Annotated in this window: 12 protein-coding genes; 3 read left to right on the top strand and 9 right to left on the bottom strand. The window is 62.2% G+C overall.

Annotated features, from left to right (window positions below; translation table 11 throughout):
- The first annotated feature begins 99 nt into the window (after nucleotides 1-99).
- The 3 genes from H8B14_RS10745 (at nucleotide 100) to H8B14_RS10735 (ending at nucleotide 2,906) form a co-directional block, all read left to right on the top strand.
- The gene (locus H8B14_RS10745) at nucleotides 100-843 is read left to right on the top strand and encodes a (Fe-S)-binding protein (RefSeq protein WP_187315637.1); all 744 of its coding nucleotides are present in this window, start codon (nucleotides 100-102) and stop codon (nucleotides 841-843) included.
- Between the two features lie 120 nt (nucleotides 844-963).
- On the top strand, nucleotides 964-2,340 hold the full coding sequence (locus tag H8B14_RS10740) for a lactate utilization protein B (protein WP_187315636.1): 1,377 nt from the start codon (nucleotides 964-966) through the stop codon (nucleotides 2,338-2,340).
- Nucleotides 2,337-2,906: a LutC/YkgG family protein gene (locus tag H8B14_RS10735; protein ID WP_187315635.1), complete on the top strand. Its 570-nt coding sequence runs from the start codon at nucleotides 2,337-2,339 to the stop codon at nucleotides 2,904-2,906. Before H8B14_RS10740 ends, H8B14_RS10735 begins: the two co-directional genes overlap by 4 nt.
- Nucleotides 2,907-3,083: 177 nt before the next feature.
- On the opposite strand, the gene H8B14_RS10730 is transcribed toward H8B14_RS10735, so the two are convergent.
- The 9 genes from H8B14_RS10730 to H8B14_RS10690 form a co-directional block, all read right to left on the bottom strand.
- Entirely contained in the window at nucleotides 3,084-3,872 is a 789-nt protein-coding gene (locus H8B14_RS10730; protein ID WP_187315634.1) for an L-fucose dehydrogenase, read from the bottom strand.
- A gap of 12 nt (nucleotides 3,873-3,884) precedes the next feature.
- The gene (locus H8B14_RS10725) at nucleotides 3,885-4,715 is read right to left on the bottom strand and encodes an amidohydrolase family protein (protein WP_187315633.1); all 831 of its coding nucleotides are present in this window, start codon (nucleotides 4,713-4,715) and stop codon (nucleotides 3,885-3,887) included.
- A complete protein-coding gene (locus H8B14_RS10720; protein WP_187315632.1) occupies nucleotides 4,702-5,559 on the bottom strand; it encodes a fumarylacetoacetate hydrolase family protein in 858 nt (285 codons plus the stop codon). The genes H8B14_RS10725 and H8B14_RS10720 overlap by 14 nt, the downstream gene beginning before the upstream one ends.
- Nucleotides 5,560-5,707: 148 nt before the next feature.
- A complete protein-coding gene (locus H8B14_RS10715; RefSeq protein ID WP_187315631.1) occupies nucleotides 5,708-6,472 on the bottom strand; it encodes an SDR family NAD(P)-dependent oxidoreductase in 765 nt (254 codons plus the stop codon).
- 33 nt (nucleotides 6,473-6,505) lie between these two features.
- Nucleotides 6,506-7,774 (bottom strand): L-fucose:H+ symporter permease, encoded by a 1,269-nt coding sequence (gene fucP, locus H8B14_RS10710; protein ID WP_187315630.1) that lies wholly within the window; start codon nucleotides 7,772-7,774, stop codon nucleotides 6,506-6,508.
- Nucleotides 7,775-7,937: 163 nt separating this feature from the next.
- The gene (locus H8B14_RS10705) at nucleotides 7,938-9,371 is read right to left on the bottom strand and encodes a glycoside hydrolase family 28 protein (protein WP_187315629.1); all 1,434 of its coding nucleotides are present in this window, start codon (nucleotides 9,369-9,371) and stop codon (nucleotides 7,938-7,940) included.
- 230 nt (nucleotides 9,372-9,601) lie between these two features.
- On the bottom strand, nucleotides 9,602-11,134 hold the full coding sequence (locus tag H8B14_RS10700; protein WP_187315628.1) for a sialate O-acetylesterase: 1,533 nt from the start codon (nucleotides 11,132-11,134) through the stop codon (nucleotides 9,602-9,604).
- A 231-nt stretch (nucleotides 11,135-11,365) separates the two neighbouring features.
- On the bottom strand, nucleotides 11,366-12,445 hold the full coding sequence (locus H8B14_RS10695) for a glycoside hydrolase family protein (RefSeq protein ID WP_187315627.1): 1,080 nt from the start codon (nucleotides 12,443-12,445) through the stop codon (nucleotides 11,366-11,368).
- A gap of 144 nt (nucleotides 12,446-12,589) precedes the next feature.
- On the bottom strand, nucleotides 12,590-15,463 hold the full coding sequence (locus tag H8B14_RS10690) for a glycosyl hydrolase (protein ID WP_187315626.1): 2,874 nt from the start codon (nucleotides 15,461-15,463) through the stop codon (nucleotides 12,590-12,592).
- Nucleotides 15,464-15,506 lie beyond the last annotated feature (43 nt).

The raw sequence follows: 15,506 nt of genomic DNA, 5'->3' as shown, positions 1-15,506 counted from the left end.
CATGCTGAGCTTGCCGAAGTATCTCTCCCGCAATAGTAGTCACGTTACTTTGGCGGAAGAGATGCTTCGGCAAGCTCAGCATGACGTTTAAAACAACGCATGAAAGTAGCCCTTTTCGTCCCTTGCTACGTCGACCAGTTTTATCCGCAGGTGGCCATTGCCTCGCTGCAGTTGCTGGAAAAACTAGGCGTGCGGGCGCATTTCCCGAAGCAGCAAACCTGCTGCGGGCAGCCGATGGCCAACAGCGGCTGTGAGCAGGACGCCAAGCCGGTGTACCACAACTTCGTGGATGCTTTCCAGGACTACGACTACGTGGTGGGGCCGGCTGGTAGCTGCGTGTACCACGTGCGCAAGCACTTCGACATCATCGAGCAGACGCCGGCGGTGCAGCACGTGCGCACCAACACCCTGGAGCTGTTCGACTTCATCATCAATGTGCTGGGCATCACAGAAATTCCGGGGTCATTTCCGCACAAAGTAGGGCTGCACCTGAGCTGCCACGGCCAGCGCGGCCTGCACCAAGCCAACGAATCGGAAATGACGCCGGTGCGCGACGGGCAGCTGCGGCGGCTACTGAGCGGTATGCAGGGCCTGGAGCTGACGGAGCTGAGCCGCAACGACGAATGCTGCGGTTTTGGGGGCACGTTCTGCGTGAGCGAAGCCGGCATTTCGGCGCGCATGGGCCAGGACCGGGTGCAGGACCACGTGCGCAACGGCACGCAGGTGCTGACCGGCGGCGACATGTCGTGTCTGATGCACTTGGAGGGCATCGTGCGCCGCCAGAAGCTGCCGGTGCGCGTGCTGCACGCCGCCGAAATCCTTAATGGGGTAATTATCAGTTGATGGCTGAGGGTTGATTGTTAGCTGATGGTTGTTGAAAATCGACAGTCGTCAATCACCAACCAACAATCAGCCATCAACCTACAACAATTAACAATCACCCCCCAGCCATCAACAAGCAAGATGAGCCATTCTGAACGCTCCGATATATTCCTGCTGGATGCTGAGCGCACCACCTGGCACGACGAAACGCTGTGGTTTGTGCGCGAGAAGCGCGACAAAGCGGTGTACGCCACGCCCGAGTTTCAGGAGCTGCGCCAGCTGGCTTCCGACATCAAAGACCACACGCTCAGCCGGCTGGATTTCTATTTGCAGCAGTTCGAGGAAAACGCCCGCCGCAACGGCGTGCACGTGCATTGGGCTGCCGATGCCGCTGAGCACAACGCCATTGTGCTGGGGCTGCTGCGCCAGCACGGCGCCACCCGCGTGGTCAAGAGCAAGTCTATGCTCACCGAGGAGTGCCACCTGAATCCGCACTTGCTGGCGAACGGCATTGAGGTGATTGATACGGACCTCGGCGAGCGAATCATTCAGCTGCGCGAGGAAGCGCCCAGCCACGTGGTGCTGCCGGCCATTCACCTGAAAAAGGAGGACGTCGGCGACACGTTTCATAAGTACCTGGGCACCGAAAAAGGCAACAACGACCCGCAACAGCTCACCGAAACGGCCCGCCAGCACCTGCGCGAGAAGTTTCTGGCCGGCCAGGTGGCTATTTCGGGCGTGAACTTCGCGGTGGCCGAAACCGGCACCGTGGTGGTGTGCACCAACGAAGGCAACGCCGACCTGGGCGTGAACCTAGCGCAGGTACACATTGCGTGCATGGGTATGGAAAAGCTGATTCCGCGCCTCTCCGACCTGAGCGTGTTCACCCGCCTTCTCACGCGTAGTGCTACCGGCCAGCCCATCACCACCTACACCTCGCACTTCACCCGGCCCGCCGAGGGCAAGGAGCTGCACATCGTCATCGTGGACAATGGCCGCACCCAGCAGCTGGGCCGGCCTGATTTCCGGGCGTCGCTGAAGTGCATCCGGTGCGGGGCCTGCATGAACACCTGCCCGGTGTATCGCCGCAGCGGCGGCCACAGCTACGACTTCACGATTCCGGGTCCGATTGGCGCGATTCTGTCGCCCAACATCGATATGCGCAAGCACGCCTCGCTGCCGTTTGCCAGCACGCTCTGCGGCTCCTGCACCAACGTGTGCCCCGTCAAAATCGACATCCATACGCAGCTCTACAAGTGGCGGCAGGTGCTGGGGAAGGCAGGCAAGCTGCCAGCCAGCAAGAAATGGAGCATGCGCCTGCTCAGCCGCGTGCTGGCCAAACCGGGGATGTACAGCGCGGGCGGCAAAGTGGCCCGGCAGGCGCTGCGCCTGCTGCCGCACGGCCTCACCCACGGCCAGGGCTACAACCCCTGGGCCATTGCGCGTGAGCTGCCGGAGCCGCCCCAGCAAAGCTTCCGCGAGTGGTACGCCCAACAACCCCAAAACGACCAGGCATGAGCAGCCGCGAGAAAATCCTGGCCGCCGTGACGGCCAATCAGCCCGCCGAAATACCGCTGCCCACCGTCCCGTTTTTCGAGGGCGACGCCTCAGTGGAAAAGTTTACGGCGCTTGTGCAGGCCATTGGCGGGCGCGTGGTGGAAGTCGCCGCCTTGGCTCACTTGGAGGAGGTTGTCCGGCAGCTGTTCCCGGCGGACTACCGCGTGGCCTCCCCCCTGCTCTCCTCTGCCAACGTACCCGTTGATGCGCAAACTCCGCTGGCGGTGCTGGCCGACGTAGAACTGGCGGTGTTGCAGGGCGAGTTTGGGGTAGCCGAAAACGGTGCTATCTGGCTGCCGGAAGAAAACATGCTGCACCGCGCGCTACCCATCATAACGCAGCACCTCGCCCTGGTTCTTAGCCGGCAGCAGCTGGTAGCCACCATGCACCAAGCCTACGCCCGTCTGGCCACGGTGGGTGGCTACGGCACGTTCCTGGCCGGCCCCTCCAAAACCGCCGACATCGAGCAGTCGTTGGTGATTGGCGCGCACGGCGCCCGCAGCCTGACGGTGCTGCTGGTACCTTAGGCTGCGTCTGAAAAGCCGTTTAAAGCGTAGTAAACGTCATGCTGAGCTTGCCGAAGCATCTCTACCGCTTCGTTAAGATTACCACTGCGGTAGAGATGCTTCGGCAAGCTCAGCATGACTGTTCTGGAGTTTTCAGAGCCAGCCCAGTCAATTCTACAGCATATGACCAGCCGTTATTCAGGCATTGGCTAGGGCCCGGTCGAGGTGCACGTAGCCGCCATCGACGTGCAGGATCTGGCCGGTGGTGTGGCTGCTGCGGGCCGAGAGCAGGAAGGCCGTGGTGTTGGCAATTTCCTCGGCCGTGGTCATGCGGTTTTCCAGGGGAATTCGGGCGGTGATTTCGCGGAGCTTTGCGGCCGGATTGGTAAGCGTCTGAATCCAGGATTCGTATTGCGGCGTCCAGCACTCGGCCACCACCACGGCATTCACGCGGATACCGTACTTGAGCAGCTCCACGGCCCATTCGCGGGTGAGGGCATTGCGGCCACCGTTGGCGGCAGCGTAGGCCGATGTATTTCCCTGGCCCGTTTCGGCCGTTTTCGAGCTGATATTGACGATGCTGCCCCGCGACTTTTTTAGCTCCGGCAGCGCGTGGTGCGCCAGCAGGTAGTAGTGCACCAAGTTGCGGTGCAGACTCGCCACAAACCCCTCGTAGCTACCGTGCTCCAAACCCACGCCGTCGTTCACACCGGCATTGTTCACCAGCCCATCCAGGCGGCCAAACTGCGCCACGGCGGCCCGCACGGCCGATTCACACTGCGCCGGTTCCGACAGCTCGGCCACCACCTGGCCGGCGCGGCCACCTGCCGCTACCACGGCCGCTACGGCAGCCTGATTATCGGCTTCGTTGCGGCCGATGATAATCGGCACGGCGCCTTCCCGCGCCAGCACCTGCACAATACCTTCGCCGATGCCTTTGGCGCCGCCACTCACGAGAATCACCTTGTCCTGAAGCTGTAAATCCATGGCTGAAATGACTTATAAGTGGTACACCCGCGCGGCGTTTTCGCCCCAGAAACCGGCCTGCTCCGCCACCGAAAAACGCGTTACGTAGTCCTGCACCAGCTCCACCACGCGGCCGTAGCTGCCGGCCACGTTGCACACCGGCCAGTCGGAGCCAAACAGGACGCGGGCGGGCCCGAAGGCATCGAACACCACATCCAGATAAGGCCGAAAATCCTGCGGCGCCCAGTGCTGCCAGTCGGCTTCCGTCACCAGCCCCGACACCTTGCAGACCACGTTTTCGTGCGCGGCCAGGGCCTGCAGTTCGCGCCGCCAAGGTTCCAGCTCACCAGCTTTAATGAGGGGTTTAGCTAGGTGGTCAAGCACGAACAACTGGTGCGGAAACTCGGCGGCCAGCTTCGCCGCGAACGGCAACTGGTCGGGCTGAATAAGCAGGTCGTAGGTGAAGCCGTGAGGCTGCAACGCTGCAATGCCGCGCCGGAAATCCGGCCGGAGCATGAGGGCGCGGTCAGTTTCGCCCTGCAGAATATGCCGGAAGCCTTTCAGCTTATCGAACTGCGCGTAGTGCGCCAGTTGCTCGGCCACGTTTTCGGCCTGCAGATCAACCCAGCCCACCACGCCCCGGATGAAGTCGTGGCGGGCGGCCAGTTCCAGCAGGAATTCGGTTTCGGCGGTGCTTTGGCTAGCCTGCACGGCCACGCAACCGTCGAGGCCGTGGCGGTGCAGCAGCGGCTCCAAATCCGACGGCAGAAAGTCGCGCTGGATGGCAACCATATCGGGCGTTATCCAGGTGTCGCGCCGGGCGTCGAAGTGCCAGAAGTGCTGGTGCGCGTCAATCCTTGGCATAGGCCTTCAGCTGCTGCCGGGACGTGCCCAGCCCGTCGATGCCCAGCTCCACCACGTCGCCGGGCTTGAGGTACACCGGCGGGTTGAAGCCCAGCCCTACGCCGGCCGGGGTGCCCGTAGAGATGATATCACCGGGCAGCAGCGTCATGAACTGGCTGATATAGCTGATCAGAAACGGAATCCGGAAAATGAGGTTGGCGGTAGTGCCGTCCTGCATCATCTGCCCGTTCACGCTCAGCCACAAACGCAGGTTATCTACGTCCGGAATTTCGTCGGGCGTGGCCAGCCAGGGACCGATGGGCGCGAAGGTGTCGCAGCCCTTGCCTTTGTCCCAGGTGCCGCTGCGTTCCAGTTGAAACTCGCGTTCCGACACGTCGTTGTGCAGCGCGTAGCCGGCAATGTACTCGTGCGCTTCGGCCTCGTCCACGTAGGAGGTGCGCCGGCCAATCACTACGGCCAGCTCCACTTCCCAGTCGGTTTTCACCGAATTTTTCGGGATGATAATGGCGTCGTTCGGCCCTACCAGCGCCGTGGTGGACTTGAAGAACAGCACCGGCTCGGGCGGCGGCGTGGCCCCGGTTTCGCGGGCGTGGTCGGCGTAGTTGAGGCCCACGCACACGATTTTGCTGGGCCGCGCCACCGGGCTGCCCAGGCGTACGTCGTTGGCCAGTTCCGGCAGTTGGCCTGCATTGGCCTGCACAAACTCCGCCAGCCGCGCCAGGCCGTTCCTGGCAAAAAACGACTCGTTGTAGTCTTCGCCGAAAGCTGAAACGTCATACCTCCGGTCGTTGAGAATGATGCCGGGATGCTCCTGCTCAGGCCGGCCGTGGCGGATTAGCTTCATATGATGGATGTTGATTGGTGATTGTTGGGAGTTGATTGTTGGGAAGGTCGGGCAGATGAGTCGGATGTTGCAAAGCACGAAACAATTAGCTTCCACCAATCATCACTTGACAATCAGCCTCCAACAATCACCAATCAACAACCAACAATCAATTATTCAGCGTGATGAAACCGCCATCCAGCGGGTAGTCGCAGCCGGTGACGAAGCCGGCTTCAGCGGAGCACAGGTATAGCGCCAAGGCAGCCACCTCGGCGGGCGTACCCATGCGGCCGATGGGCTGGCTTCTGGAGAGCTTGTCGAACAGCTCCGCCTCGCGGCCGGCGTAGTTTTTGGCAATGAAGCCCTCCACAAACGGCGTGTGCACGCGGGCCGGCGAAATGCTGTTGCAGCGGATGCCCGCCGCCAGGTAGTCGCGCGCCACCGACAGCGTCATGGCGTGGATGGCGCCCTTGCTCATGGAATAGGCAAACCGGTCGGTGATGCCGACGTGGGCGGCAATGGAGGCCATGTTGAGGATGGCACCGCCGCCGTGCTGCTGCATCAGGGGCACGGCCGCAAACAGGCAGTTGTAGGCGCCCTTCACGTTCACCTGATACACCCTGTCGAAGTCGGCCTCGGCGGTCTGCGCCACATTGCCGACGTGGGCAATGCCGGCATTGTTGACCAGAATATCCACTTGGCCGATGGCCTGAAACACGCGCACTACGTCGGCCTGCTGGCTGATATCGAGCCGGTGTGCCTCCGCCGCGCCGCCGGCCCGCTGGATTTCGGTCACGGTTTGAGTGGCCGCCGCCTGGTTGAGCTCGATGATGTGCACACGGGCGCCCTGCTGCGCAAACAGCTGCGCAATGGCCTGCCCGATTCCGCTGCCACCGCCCGTCACGACGGCGCTTTTGCCTTGTAAACTGAACATGAAGGTCTGATTTTAAAGAAGGTAGCCGCGGGCTCAATGTCCGGCCGCCAGGGCCGTAGCCGGTGGCCCCACCGGCACCCTCACGTTGCGGAGAGCAAAGTACAGCACCACCAGAAAGCACGCGCCCGGCACCACGTAGGCCGTTTGGATGGAGCTGGCATCGGACACGCGGCCCATGAGCACCGGGAACACCGCGCCGCCCACAATGGCCATAATCAGCAGCGAGGAGCCATCCTTGGTTCTGGGCCCCAGCCCGCGGATGCTGAGCGAGAAGATGGTAGGAAACATGATGGACATGAAAAACTCCACGCCCATCAGCGCAACCACCGGCAGCTGGCCTTCCAGCGTCACGGCCAGACCCACCAGCAGCACGTTCAGTAAGCTGCACGCCGCCAGCAGTTTCGCCGGGGCCACCACCCGCATCAGCGCCGTCCCGATAAAGCGGCCCGCCATAAAGCTGAGCAGCGCCCCCGACAGATACAGCGTAGCCGTCTGCTCCGGAATGCCGGCCACACTGCCCGCAAACCGAATGAAAAAGCTGCTGATGCACACCTGCGCGCCCACGTAGAAAAACTGCGTCAGCACGCCCAGCAGCAGGTTTTTCTCCTGCCACAACGAGCCTTGCGCGCTGGCATCGTCAGGGGCCGCCGCTTCGATGATATCGGGTAGGCGGGTGAAGTAGAGCACCACGGCCACCAGCAGCACCACGGCCCCAATTACCAGATACGGCAGTTGCACTGCCGAAGCCTCTTGGCTCAGGTAGGCCTCAAGCTGCGCCGGGGCCATGGCCGCCTGCTGCCCGGCCGTCAGGCTCTGGCCCGACAGAATCAGCTTGCCGCCCAGCAGCGGCGCCAGCGTGGCGGCCAGCCCGTTGAACGACTGCGCGAAGTTCAGGCGCTGGGTGGCGCCGGCCGGGTCGCCGAGCACGGTGATGTAGGGGTTGGCGGCCGTTTCCAGGAACGTGAGGCCACTGGCAATGATGAACAGCGCCACCAGAAAGAAGCCGTAGGTTCGCGTTTCGGCGGCCGGATAAAACAGGAACGCGCCCGTTGCAAACAGCCCCAGCCCCACCAGAATGCCGCCTTTGTAGCCGAAACGCTTCATGAACTGCCCGGCCGGCAGCGCCACCAGAAAGTAGGCCGCAAAGAACGCCGAATCAATCAGCGCCGACTGCGTATCAGTGAGCTGACAGGCCTTCTTTACATGCGGAATCAGCACCGGGTTCAGGTTCACGGCAAAGCCCCACAGAAAAAACAGCGAGGTAATCAGCGCTACCGCAAACAGGTTCTGGTTTTTCTTCATCGGTGGCAGAATGAGCAGCAGCAGCTAGGTAACTGTCATCCTGAGCCCCGTGAAGGACCTTGTCACGGCTGGATTAGCGTTGACCGGTTGCCGTTCTGGTCTGATAAGGTCCTTCGCGGAACTCAGGATGGAACTCAGGATGACAGGCGAACTACAGACAGTTTTAGAACTTCATACCCGCGCTGTTCTGCACGGCCACTGGCTCTTGGTCGTCGGCCTTGATGTCGAGTCCCTTAATGCTCCAGCCCTGGGCGAAATCGATTTTGCCGGCTTTCTTGCCCGTGATGCTGATGTTTTCCAGCGTGAAGTTTTCCAGCATCGAAACGGCCAAGCCCTCGGCCGAAATGGCTTCACCGGCCCCGGTGGCGCGCAGGTTGCTGATGCGCACGTTGCGAAAGTGCGGGGTGCCACGCTCTACGGGCTCCACTTTGGCCAGCATCTTCTTCCAGTGCGCAGGCAGCGTGGCCTCGGTATAGCCGGCCGGCAGCGTGGAGTAGCTGTAGGCCGGGTTCCAGTTCATGGTCATGATAATGGGCACGCGCACGCTATCCATCTGAATGTCTTCCACCACAATATCCTCCACCACGCCGCCGCGGTTGGTGGCCGATTTCAACCGGATACCGTACTTGGTGCCCTTGGCCTTGAGGCCGCGGGCAATGACGTGGCGGATGCCGCCCGACGTTTCGGAGCCGCAGGTGAACAGCCCGTCGCCGGCCCCGGCCACGCAGTTCTGCACGAGGATGTATTCGGTGGGGCGGTTCACGCGCAGGCCGTCCCAGTCACGGCCGGCTTTCAGGCAGAAGTTGTCGTCGTTGCAGTCAATGTCGCAGTTCTGCACCAGCACGTAGGAGCTGGAGTCGATGTCGATGCCGTCGGTGCTGGGGCCGTGGCCGCCGATGTTGTTGCGCACCACCAGGCCGTCGGCCGTCACGTGCTTGGAGTACAGAATATGCACCGTCCAGAAGCCGGCGCGCTGCAGCGTAATGCCCTTGAGCGTGACGTTACGGGAGTTGGAAACCAGCAGCGTACGGGGCCGTTTGGCGTCGTAGTCGACAATCCAGCGCAGGCCTTTGGCGTCGTACTCTTTGCGCATGGCCCAGTACTTGTCCCAGAACGGCTTGCCCTGCCCATCGACGGTACCCTGACCAGTAATAGCCACGTTTTCCTGATCAAGAATGTTGATGAGGGCCGCGGGCCACACCATTTCCACGCCCGCAATGCGCGACGGAATTTCGGGATAATCCTTCAGCTCCTGGCTGCCGAGCAGTGTCACGCCCTGCGGAATGTTGAGCGTCACGCCCTTCTTCAGGAAGATAGAGCCCGTGAGGTATTGGCCCGGCGCAAACGTCACGACGCCACCCTTTTTGGCCGCTGCGTCAATGGCTTTCTGGATGGCTTGGGTGTTGAGGGTTTTGCCGTCGGCCACGGCGCCGTATTTGGCGACCAGAAAGGTGTTTTTGGTCGCGGGCATGGAATTAGCACCCACTTCCTTCACCCAGGCGGGGTCGGCGGGGTCGGCGGGGGCAGCCGCGGGTGGCGTCGCAAAGGAGTTTAGCCAAGCCAGCAGCGGCAACAGCAAAGACAACATCAGGTTCATATCGGAAAGCAGATGGGTTGGCAGATTGGGAGAAACTTATAAAGCACAAAACCTGATGGTAGCCGGGCGTTGTGGAACAACGGATTCCCACGGCCGCGGCTCCGATGCCCAGCTACGCATCAGGTTTTTGCTCTCTCACTTCACTCATCCAAAGCTGCCAATTTCCGTTCTCGGCACCCTCCCGCACTCACCTGCAATTCGCTTTTTACAAAAATTTTGTTGGTGAGTACTTACTTTTTATCCTGTGTGGGCGTGGGCCAGGTGTCGGTGCGGAAAGGCGAAGCCGGCAAGCCGGCGGCATTGAACAGGTTCGGCATCGGCGACTTGCGCCAGCCGAAGCGCACGGTCACCGGCTGCGGCACCTGGGCGCTGCTTACCACCACCGTATTGCCCTCGATAACAGCCTGGGCAGGATAAAAAACACCGTCGGCACCCGCCACGGTGAACTCGCGTAGCGTCCCGCCTTCCGCTTTCAGGCCCTCGGCGTAGTCGAAGCTGAGGCGGGCGGTGTTCTTGTCGATTTTCATGGCTTTGTAGATCGGGCCCGAAGTGACGAGCTTTTTCTCGCCGTATTCGTTGCGCAGTGCCCACAGCGCCAGCCGGTGCCCCACGGCCTGCTTATTGCGCGGATGAATGTCCAGCGAGTCGCCCACGTCGGTCGTGACGACCATGCCGGTGTGCGGCACGGTTTGCCAGGACAGCAGCTGGGCTTCACGGATTTCGGGGTTCTGGCCTTTGTGGGGCGTGATCTGCACGAAGTAAAACGGCATGTCGGGCTGCTGCCAGGCCTGGCGCCAGCTGGCAATCATAGCCGGAAACAGCGTGCGGTACTGGTAGGCGCGCTCGGCGTTGCTTTCGCCCTGGTACCAGATGGTGCCGCGCAGCGTGTACGGCTCCAGGCCCCGGATCATGCCGTTGTAGAGCTTGGCCGGCGACTTGTTGCTGGTGGCGCTCAGCGGCTCGCTGGGTTTAGGCTGCTTGGTCTGGGGATTACGTTCTTTCTCCAGTTTCCAGGCGGCCAGCGCGGTTTCGTAGGCGGGCCGCTGGGTGAGGCCGTCGGCGTAGCGGGTCAGAATCGGGCGCAGCGTGGGGTTCTGGTCCAGCACCTCGCGCCGCGTCCAAGACTCGGCCGGCGTGCCGCCCCACGACGAATGGATCAACCCCACCGGCACGCCGGTTTTCGCCTGAATTTCCTGCCCGAAAAAGTACGCTACGGCCGAGAAGTTGCCCACCGTCTGGGGGCTGCACACCACCCAACTGCCCTGCACGTCGCGCTGGGGCTCGTCGGACACGCGCTGCGCTACCGTGAACATGCGGAGGGTGGGCTGGGTGGCTTTCGGCACCACTTCGGCCTCGTTGAGTACGCCCGTCATCCATTTGGCAGCGCCTTTGGCCAGCGGAAACGCCATATTCGACTGCCCCGAGCATAGCCACACTTCCCCTAGCAGCACGTTGCTGACGGTAAGCTTGTTGTGGCCCTGCACCGTGAGCGAGTAGGGGCCGCCGGCTTTGGTGGTAAGCACGCGCACTAGCCAGTTGCCCTGCGCATCGGCCGTGGCCTGCACGGGCTTTTTCGCCCAGCCGGCCGTCACGGTCACGGCCTCGCCGGGCGCGGCCCAGCCCCACAGCGCCACCTCCGATTTCTGCTGCAGCACCATGTTGTCGGTAATAAGGGCAGGCAGCGTGACGTCGGCCAGGGCAGTGTGGGCGCCGGCCAAAAGCAGGGCTGAGAGGAAGCCGGTGAGTCGGGAAGAATGATACATAGTGCGTGGTTTTTGGCGGGGAGTATAAGACGAGGGGTGTATTATGCTAAGCGTAACGCATGCTAATCAAGGTAGTGGCCGTCATGCTGAGCTTGTCGAAGCATCTCTACCGCTTCGTTGGGTTGGCATTACAACGAAGCGGTAGAGATGCTTCGACAAGCTCAGCATGACGGCCTATTTGTTACATGCAAGCCTTTGCCCGCATGATGTTCTGCGAATTGAATTTCTCGCTCACGTAATCCGAAACACAAACGAAGAGGCGGTCATGTATTTGCCGCCTTGCGAGGCGCAGAACAGGTATTCGGGTTTGCCGTCGCGGAGCAGGAGTTGGGGGCGTTCCAGACGGCCATAGCGCTTGAGTTTGGGCGGAGCGGGCGGCTCCTGCACGTCGTAGTCGCGCAGGGCGCGGAAGGCAATTTTGGGGTAGCTCCACTCCTTGCCGTCGCGGGATTCCAGGTAGAGGCCAATTTCGTGGTTGTACACGCCCATATCGCGGGCCAGCAGACAGAAACGGTCGTTTTGTCGCCACACAAAAGCATCCTCGAACTGCTTGTTGTGGCCTTGCCGGGAGAAGTCGATGACGGGGTTGCCGGCGTACTTCACGTAGGGCCCTGCCAGTTGGTCGGCCACCGCCAGCCCGTACTTGCGGTTGCCCCGAATCATGGGGTCTATCGAAGCCACGTACTCGGCCGTATTCCACGACTTGTAGTACAGCCAATATTTGCCCTCGTGTTTTACAAAGGCAGGGTTGGTGGTGCAGTGGTCGTCCCAGGCGCCAGTGGGGCCGGGTAGCAGCAACGGCGCGTCGGGGCGAGTCCAGGGGCCTTCGAGGGTGGGCGCAGTGGCCAGCCCGATGCGCTTGGTGTCGGTTTTGCCGTTGCTGGTGCCCATGAAAAACAGGCAGTACTGGCCGTCCACGAGCTGAATGCTGGGATTGTGGCAGGTGGTAGCGTCCCAGAAGCCAGGGCCGCGCGGGGCCAGCACGGTTTCCTGGTACACAAACGGCCCGGCGGGCGTGTCAGCCACGGCGCGGGCTATTTCGCAGCCGTTGAGCCAGCCACCCATCCCCTTTCGGGCATCCCAGCGCGAAAAAAACACGTGCACCCGGCCATCGGGCCCGTAAATCGGGCTGTTGCACCACACGTAGTAGCCCTCCATTTCCAGGGCCCGCCCAACAGGCTGTAGGTGCTTGCTGAATTTGGCAAAGTCTGCCTTCGGGAAGTCAATCAGCCGGCCCGCCGCAAAGCCAGCCGCCATCCGGGCGAACGGTGCCAACGCAAGGGTAGCAAGAAAGTGGCGGCGGGTAGGCATAACTAATGAAGAAAAACATCCTGTCATCCTGCGCTTGCGAAGGACCTTATCCTGCATGAACGACAGCCATTGCGACGTCTCGTTCTCCTGTGACAAGGTCCTTCGCAAACTCAGGATGAAAGAGTTGAATTGCGTTTTACCGATCTATTGCATCTTGCCCGAGCCGCCGGCTGTTACCGGCGTGAGCGTTACTGGGCCCAGCAAACCAGACTCCTTCGGGTCCCATTTCTCGGCGGTGAACAGGCCGTCGGTGCCCCGGTTTTCCTTGAGCTTCGACGACATATTGATGTTGTAGGCATTCTTGTAGGGCACGTGGTTGCGGTCCATATCGATGATGCGGTTGGCCATGCCGTTGCTGACGCTGACCGTGAGGGTGTTGCGGGCCTGCAGCTGGCTTTTCGGGATGAACACCTGGTAGCTAGGGCCGATGAGCGTGCCCAATTCCTGGCCGTTCAGCTGCACGCGGGCACTTTCGGCCACGAGGCCCAGGTTCAGCAGCCAGCCCTCGCCGGTGCCAGTGGGTTGCGGGAAGCTGATGGTGTACGCCGCCGTACCGGAGAATTTCCGGCCGGCGTCACCGCCGAAATCCGTCCACGATTTCAGCTCCGACATCTGCGCCGGAGCCGGCAGCGCCGGCCCGCCCGACACGAAGCGCACGTTCCAGGTGCCTTGTATAGGCTGCGCAGGGCCAGCGGCCTGATGGTAGGCATACAGGGGGCCGGTCAGGGCGGCGCCGGTGGTTTCCAGCAAACACGACTCGCCGGGGGCCAGTTGCAGGCGCACCTCCGGCGTACCCTTCGCCGACTGGCGCCAGTTAGCCAGCCCCAGCTGCTCGGTCATGGGGTTGTAGAGCGCCACTGATTTGGCGGCGGTTTGCAGCGGCACCCAGGCATCCAGCGGTTTGTCGGAGGAGTTAGCCAGGAAGTAGTAGTGCCCGGCGGCGTGGCGGCGGCGCACGAACTGCAGGCCGCTGTCGGTCAGGGCTTCGCGCTGCACGCCGGCGGCCGCCAGTAGTTGGCTTACATCTTTGCCCACCAGCACCGCGCCCTTGCCCACCGTTGCTTTCTGCACGCCGGCCGTGCCGCTGGGCTGAAATTTCAGCTCAGCCAGCAGCTTGCGAAAGGTGGTGCGGCGCTTATCGAGCTGGCCCAAGCCGGGCACATCGGTGGGAAGCTGGTTTTGCACTACCAGCGTGGCGCCGTTGCGGGCCAGCTGCAGGTAGTGTTCCAGCGTGGCCAGCGGCACGAGGCGCGCATCGGGCAGCAGCAAGGTTTGGTAGGCGGTGCCGCCGCCGGTTTGTAGGGTGCGGCCGGTAGTTTTCGTTTGCCGCAGCTGCTTGTCAGAAATAAAATCGAAGCCATAGCCCTGCTTCAGCATCTCCTCGCCGGTAGCGCCCATCTGCATGCCCTTGAAGCCGTGACTGATGCCGTCGAAGTGCTGCAGCAGTACCTTGCCGGGGCGGGCATAGGAGTCGTAGATGGGCAGATACACCAGCACATCGTTGGCGGGCTGGCCGGCCTGCAAAAAGCTCTGGCAGTGCGCCACGTAGCGGTTCAGCTGCCCGAAATCGTTCCAGAAGGTGTTGTTGGGGTTGAAGTGCACGGCCGCGTAGAACAGCCAGCCTGGCCACGCCGCAGCCTGCGGCGAGTAGTTGGTGCCGTGGTAAAACGTGTGGTTCACGCCCCCGAGCAGCATCATGTCCATGGCTTTCTTCACGTCGCTGAGCTTCGAGAGAAAATGGTCATTCTCCCAGGTCGCCGACTCCGACGAGGTAAGCTGCTTGCCGGTAACGTGCGCCGCCGATGAGGCGAATTTCAAACGCAGCAGATCCTCGCCCTCGGTTTCCGGGATATCGGTGGCGGCGTACAGGTCGAGGATGTTGGCCGGGGAGCCGTGGGCCTGGTTGCGGATAAGCGCGCCGTGCGTTTTGGCCCAGTCGTGCCAGGTTTGGGTGTAGTTTTCGAGCAGCAGCTCCGACACCGTTTCGCGGTAGTCGCTGAGCACACGCTGGTGCTGCTGGTCTTCGGCCTCCTTGCTGAACAAGGCCGGCAGATGCTGGCGCAAATCGTAGCCGCGGCGCTTTTGGAATTCACTGAACATCTGCGGCGTCCAGTTGCCTTCGCCCTGCGCGTCGTCTACCTCATACGAATCGTTGAAAAAAGCCCGGATAGACTGCACGTTGCGGCCCTTGAAGGCCTCATCGAAGCGCGCCAGGTAGTGCTGGGTGGCGGTTTTGGAGAAGTGGTCGATGACGTCGCCCTCGCCGCCGGGGCCGGCGCGCTCCACCTGCTTGCCGTGCCAGCCCTCAAACACGGCGTAGAGCGTCCAGGCGGCACCCGTCGGGGCAGTCCAGTTTAGTTTACCGGCGGCGTCCACTTTGCGGGTCAAATCCAGCGTCTGGCCCTTGTCGGAATACGCCACCAGGGCCTGCAGCGGCAGCAGCTTCTCGAAGCGCACCTGGTCGAAGGCGTGCAGCTGCAGATTCGGGTTTTTGGTGATAGGGTCAGCCAGCTGCTTGATGTCGATGGGCTGGCCGACGGTTTTCACCAGCGGCTTCTGCAGAAAGCGCACGGGCTCCTGCAGCTGGGCGCCGCCCGCCACGGTGTAGGTCTGGTGCGCCACGTACTTACAGGCGTCGTCGGGCGTCACCCAGGGCCCGCCAAACGGCCAGCCCGACGCCTGCGCCATGTCCACGCCCAGCCCCAGCCGCCCGGCCTCCGTGAGCGTGTGCTGCAGCATGTCCATCCAGCGCGGCGCCAGGAAGCTGATGAACTGGTTTTCGGTGCCCTTCACGCCATAAATCGGCGTGATTTCCACGCCCCCCAGCCCCGCCTGCTGGTACTGCGTGAGCAGGCGCGTGAGGTCCTGCTCGTTCACGGCGCTGCCCTGCCACCACCAGCGCGTCCAGGGCTTGTGCTGCTGCGTGATTTCCGGCCAGCGCGGCGCCTGTTGGGCACGGGCGGGCGCCTGGGCTAGAGTGGCGGCAACGAGCAGGGAAAAAGCGAGAGTGGGTTTCATGGGGGCGGGGTGGCAATGGATATTTCAGAACGTCATGCTGAGC

Source organism: Hymenobacter puniceus (genome assembly GCF_014333525.1).
Taxonomy (GTDB): domain Bacteria; phylum Bacteroidota; class Bacteroidia; order Cytophagales; family Hymenobacteraceae; genus Hymenobacter.
The sequence above is the reverse complement of the archived record's forward strand: the minus strand, read 5'-3'. Positions and strand labels throughout refer to the sequence as shown.

Bases quoted from the DNA above. Each gene is read 5' to 3' on its own strand.
- H8B14_RS10695 (WP_187315627.1), bottom strand. From the start codon at position 12,445: ATGCCTACCCGCCGCCACTTTCTTGCTACCCTTGCGTTGGCACCGTTC.
- H8B14_RS10740 (WP_187315636.1), top strand. From the start codon at position 964: ATGAGCCATTCTGAACGCTCCGATATATTCCTGCTGGATGCTGAGCGC.
- H8B14_RS10735 (WP_187315635.1), top strand. From the start codon at position 2,337: ATGAGCAGCCGCGAGAAAATCCTGGCCGCCGTGACGGCCAATCAGCCC.
- H8B14_RS10690 (WP_187315626.1), bottom strand. From the start codon at position 15,463: ATGAAACCCACTCTCGCTTTTTCCCTGCTCGTTGCCGCCACTCTAGCC.
- H8B14_RS10745 (WP_187315637.1), top strand. From the start codon at position 100: ATGAAAGTAGCCCTTTTCGTCCCTTGCTACGTCGACCAGTTTTATCCG.
- H8B14_RS10700 (WP_187315628.1), bottom strand. From the start codon at position 11,134: ATGTATCATTCTTCCCGACTCACCGGCTTCCTCTCAGCCCTGCTTTTG.
- H8B14_RS10720 (WP_187315632.1), bottom strand. From the start codon at position 5,559: ATGAAGCTAATCCGCCACGGCCGGCCTGAGCAGGAGCATCCCGGCATC.
- H8B14_RS10715 (WP_187315631.1), bottom strand. From the start codon at position 6,472: ATGTTCAGTTTACAAGGCAAAAGCGCCGTCGTGACGGGCGGTGGCAGC.
- H8B14_RS10730 (WP_187315634.1), bottom strand. From the start codon at position 3,872: ATGGATTTACAGCTTCAGGACAAGGTGATTCTCGTGAGTGGCGGCGCC.
- H8B14_RS10725 (WP_187315633.1), bottom strand. From the start codon at position 4,715: ATGCCAAGGATTGACGCGCACCAGCACTTCTGGCACTTCGACGCCCGG.
- fucP (WP_187315630.1), bottom strand. From the start codon at position 7,774: ATGAAGAAAAACCAGAACCTGTTTGCGGTAGCGCTGATTACCTCGCTG.
- H8B14_RS10705 (WP_187315629.1), bottom strand. From the start codon at position 9,371: ATGAACCTGATGTTGTCTTTGCTGTTGCCGCTGCTGGCTTGGCTAAAC.